Genomic DNA, 3,333 nt, shown 5'->3' on the forward strand with positions numbered 1-3,333 from the left:
CCAAGTATGGCCAGCGGTATTGGGCCGTGTGGCTCGACGGCGAACTGCTGGCCGTCACGCTCTACAAGAAGGGCGCTCGGGCCATCACGGCTGCGATTACGACGCTCTCCACGACTCATGGGAAGGAGGTCCATCATGGCATCCAAGCCGCGTGAACGTGTTCACAAACAAGCTCCGTCCTCGCCGATGAACTGGCGACCGCGCACAGCGGAGGACTTGATCGGCCAGGCCAAACGCGTGGCGATGGCGCAGGCGAGCAAAGCCAAGCGGCTTGCCAGTGATCCCTCAGCCACGATGAAGCTCCTGCTCTATGGTCCGCCGGGTGTGGGCAAGACCAGTGTGGTGGAGCTGGTCGCGCTTCAGTTGGCCGGCACGCCGCTGGCCATCGAGGATTACAACGGACGCGAGGTCACGGTGGACCTTGTGCGCGATTGGATGCGGCAGCTTGCCTATGGCAGCCTATTCAGTTCATGGTCGGTCAAGATCGTTAATGAGCTGGATCGCTGTTCCCGTGAAGCGCAGGACTTGCTGCTCACCTACCTCGACCGCCTGCCACCGGGCCGGGCGTTCCTCGGCACGAGCAACCTGCAATTGGACCTGCTCACCGAGCGGTTCCAGACGCGGTTCCAAGCCATCAAGCTGCTGCCACCGAGCACGGAGGAGCTGGCGGCGTTCTTGAGCGCCCATTGGGCCGTGCCCTCCGTCACGGCGAACCAGATCGCCGTGGGCAGTGGAGGCTGTGTGCGGGCCGCGCTCGCTGATCTCGAATCCTATCTCGACCACCAACCCTCATGAGCTTGTTCACCACCACCCAAATCCCCATCCTTCATGACAGCCCCGGCCCATGGATCATGCAGGTGCCCGTGGTGTCCACACGGCACATCCCACCGAGCGAAGCTGAGGCCCTGCTGCGGCTTCGTCCGCTGGAGTGCCGTGCACCGGATGATCCGCCCCTGTTGGCCCACCTACTCGATGGCGTGGGTCATCTGTTCCTCATCGAAGACCTCGATGAGGATGAAATGACGACGTTCCCGCACCTGCGCGGCGTGCTCTTGGCCATCAAGGCCCGTGGCTACGCCTATGCGCGTCTCGACGCCGATGGCGAAACCTTTTCCGACCTGCCGCTCTTCGAGTGGTGCCCCCCAACCCCATAGCAAACGACCATGCAAAACATCCAGACCATGATTGATCAACACGGCGGCTTCGAGGCCGTCCGAACCCGCTACCTGCGCCTTGAGAACCCGCCGTTCATGCGGCTGGTGATTGAGGTGATCGGTGGTCCCTATCCCAACGGCGCGTATGAACTGAGCATCGCGCATTACAGCGAACAGAACGGCGATGCCATGCGTGATCCCGAGATCACGTTCCTCGTGGTGCCTTCGGCAGATGGCACGACATGGACGCCGCTCACCTATGAGAACAGTTATCTCGGAGCCTACCAAGTCGTGGCAGAGGTGAGCCGCGAAGGCTTGGTCAAGGTGAAGCAGTCACCGTGGATGAAAGAGCTGCGCAGCTTCGCCACACAATGGGACATCAATATCAAGCAGCAGGGTTTTATGGAGGTGTTCGAGCGCCAATATGGTGTCGCAAACGGTGCGACAACGGAGGGCACGGTGACGAGGCAAGGAGACGGCCCGCAAGGGCAATGAACCCGAACCCACCTAACTATGAGCAAGAAAGACATGATCGAACAACTGCGCCAACGCCTTGCCAGCAACGACCGCTGGGCACTGCGCGCGCTGATACGCATCTACCAGAACCAGACCGCCGACGAACAATGCCGTGAAACCACCATCGAACGCAACGGCATCGGGTTCACCGGACCTGACGCGGAAATCCTGACCAGCTTCGCTCGTCAGTATCAGCGACGCGGATGCCTCAGCCCCAAGGAGATGATCATCCTGCGTCGCCGCATCCCCGCCTATGCTCGCCAGATCGTGCAAGGCACAGACACCACGCGCATCGAAGCCGCACTTTCCGGCACTGTAAATACGCAAGCTGCGGAGCCTGTAGCCTGAACCTAAACCCAAACACCACCACCACCACCACCACCATACCCACTCGAACTGCCCCTGAAATCGAACTGCCACCCGATTCAGCCACCGCCGATGACCACCGCAACCCGCGCCGCCGCAGGAGGGATCGCGATGAAGAGGAACCGCCCCCTGATGTGGGGATGCTCGTGCAAGCCGAGCCTCGTCATGACCTCGACAAGATGATCCTGCATCCGGAGGTGAAGACCGACATCCATGCAGGCCTGCGAGCACTGGAGATCCGCGCTGATCTCGACCGCATCTGGAACCTGAGTAGCATCCAGCCGCAACAAGGTCGCTGCATCCTCAACTTCTACGGTCCACCCGGAACCGGCAAGACGCGCGCAGCCTTAGGCATTGCGTTGAAGCTGGGCAAGCCGCTCTACCAAGTGGACTACAGCGCGGTCATATCGAAATACCTTGGCGACACCGCCAAGCATATCAAAGCCGCGTTCCAAGCCGCGCGTGACCATGGTGCGGTGCTGTTCTTCGACGAGGCCGACAGCCTGCTTTCCAAGCGCGTCGCCACCGGCGAATCCTGCTCCACCAGCATCAACCAGAACCGCAACTGCCTGATGCAGGAACTCGACCGCTTCGACGGCGTGGTGATCGTGACCACCAACTTGTTTGAAAACTACGACCCCGCCCTGCTTCGCCGCATCAAGCGTCACATCAAGTTCCGCGTTCCAGACGCCTCCATGCGCCGGGAGCTGTTTGCCCTTCATCTCCCCAACCCAGATCGGGTTCAGGCTGATTACGCGGTTCTAGCGGCCCTCTCACGCGGCCTTAGCGGCGGGGACATCCTGAATGTGTGCGTCAACTCGATCTATGCCGGCAGCACGGACCCGAACCCAGAGCGCTGGCTGGTAACGCAGGAGATGGTGGAGCGGGAGGTTGCGAAGGTGAGAAAGGCGAATGCCGAGCACTCGAGGGAGAAGGGCAAGAGTCGGAGGAAGATTGGATTTATACAGGATTGAAATAGGTGGGACCAGGAGCAAAGGACGGCCAGCGGCGAGAGGAGCAAGGCGGCAAGTAAGGTGAAGGTATGTTTCATCATTATGATATGGCAAGCATCACGGCTGGCGCATCAGCTCGCTGGTGGTGATGAGATGGATGAGCTCACGGAGTGCGTAGCCTTTTGCTTTCCAGTCTGCTTGCAGACGGCGATGGGCGGGCTGGTCGGTGAAGCCGAGGGGGCGACCGAGGGCGTAGGTGAGGAGGCGATGGGCGAGGTTTTGCGCGAGGAGGTCAGGGTGCTTGGTGAGGTAGGCGCGGATGTCGGCGGGGCTGTTGACGGGTT

The 3,333-nt window shown here is 60.9% G+C and carries 6 protein-coding genes; 5 read left to right on the forward strand and 1 reads right to left on the reverse strand.

What is annotated here, in order from left to right; all coding sequences use genetic code 11:
• The first annotated feature begins 186 nt into the window (after positions 1 to 186).
• From AC6FTP_RS26385 to AC6FTP_RS26405, 5 genes are all read left to right on the forward strand, one after another.
• Positions 187 to 795, forward strand: coding sequence for an AAA family ATPase (locus AC6FTP_RS26385; RefSeq protein WP_497209880.1), 609 nt, complete (start codon positions 187 to 189; stop codon positions 793 to 795).
• Complete coding sequence (locus AC6FTP_RS26390) at positions 792 to 1,154, forward strand: DUF5983 family protein (protein ID WP_497209881.1); 363 nt, start codon at positions 792 to 794, stop codon at positions 1,152 to 1,154. The genes AC6FTP_RS26385 and AC6FTP_RS26390 overlap by 4 nt, the downstream gene beginning before the upstream one ends.
• 9 nt (positions 1,155 to 1,163) lie before the next feature.
• The gene (locus tag AC6FTP_RS26395; protein WP_497209882.1) at positions 1,164 to 1,649 is read left to right on the forward strand and encodes a DUF6908 domain-containing protein; all 486 of its coding nucleotides are present in this window, start codon (positions 1,164 to 1,166) and stop codon (positions 1,647 to 1,649) included.
• Between the two features lie 18 nt (positions 1,650 to 1,667).
• Positions 1,668 to 2,018 carry a hypothetical protein gene (locus tag AC6FTP_RS26400; RefSeq protein WP_497209883.1) on the forward strand — a complete coding sequence of 117 codons (351 nt, stop codon included), beginning with the start codon at positions 1,668 to 1,670 and terminating at the stop codon, positions 2,016 to 2,018.
• 158 nt (positions 2,019 to 2,176) lie between these two features.
• The gene (locus tag AC6FTP_RS26405; RefSeq protein ID WP_497209884.1) at positions 2,177 to 3,010 is read left to right on the forward strand and encodes an ATP-binding protein; all 834 of its coding nucleotides are present in this window, start codon (positions 2,177 to 2,179) and stop codon (positions 3,008 to 3,010) included.
• 96 nt (positions 3,011 to 3,106) lie between these two features.
• Here AC6FTP_RS26405 and AC6FTP_RS26410 read toward each other — a convergent pair.
• On the reverse strand, positions 3,107 to 3,333 hold a 227-nt coding region (locus tag AC6FTP_RS26410; protein ID WP_497209885.1), incomplete at its 5' end, for a DUF1585 domain-containing protein.

Origin of the sequence: Prosthecobacter sp., assembly GCF_044378005.1 — a bacterium.
Taxonomy (GTDB): Bacteria; Verrucomicrobiota; Verrucomicrobiia; order Verrucomicrobiales; family Verrucomicrobiaceae; genus Prosthecobacter.

What these genes read in the sequence shown, in the direction of transcription:
- AC6FTP_RS26400 (WP_497209883.1), top strand. Translation starts at nt 1,668, where the DNA reads ATGAGCAAGAAAGACATGATCGAACAACTGCGCCAACGCCTTGCCAGC.
- AC6FTP_RS26390 (WP_497209881.1), top strand. Translation starts at nt 792, where the DNA reads ATGAGCTTGTTCACCACCACCCAAATCCCCATCCTTCATGACAGCCCC.
- AC6FTP_RS26405 (WP_497209884.1), top strand. Translation starts at nt 2,177, where the DNA reads ATGCTCGTGCAAGCCGAGCCTCGTCATGACCTCGACAAGATGATCCTG.
- AC6FTP_RS26395 (WP_497209882.1), top strand. Translation starts at nt 1,164, where the DNA reads ATGCAAAACATCCAGACCATGATTGATCAACACGGCGGCTTCGAGGCC.
- AC6FTP_RS26385 (WP_497209880.1), top strand. Translation starts at nt 187, where the DNA reads ATGAACTGGCGACCGCGCACAGCGGAGGACTTGATCGGCCAGGCCAAA.